Below are 274 nucleotides of genomic sequence, written 5' to 3'. Positions count from 1 at the left end.
AGCCGGTGGCCCAACCCCTTGTGGGAGGGAGCTGTCGAAGGTGGGACTGGCGATTGGGACGAAGTCGTAACAAGGTAGCCGTACCGGAAGGTGCGGCTGGATCACCTCCTTTCTAAGGAGCACTTCTTACTCGGACCTAGTCCGGGTCAGAGGCCAGTACATCGGCGAATGTCCGGTGCTGGTTGCTCATGGGTGGAACGTTGACTACTCGGCACACTTGATCGTCTTCTCCTTCTAGTACTGCTCTTTCGGAGCGTGGAACGTTGAGGGGAGC

1 rRNA gene is annotated in these 274 nt (G+C 58.0%); it reads left to right on the top strand.

Annotated elements, in window-relative coordinates:
• Positions 1-112: ribosomal RNA gene (locus QC282_RS32260) — 16S ribosomal RNA — on the top strand; the annotation flags it as partial.
• Positions 113-274: the final 162 nt, after the last annotated feature.

The sequence above is a fragment of the Streptomyces sp. DH24 genome (genome assembly GCF_029813775.1).
Classification (GTDB): domain Bacteria; phylum Actinomycetota; class Actinomycetes; order Streptomycetales; family Streptomycetaceae; genus Streptomyces.
Note: the sequence above shows the minus strand (reverse complement) of the source record. Positions and strands in the feature narration are given on the sequence as shown.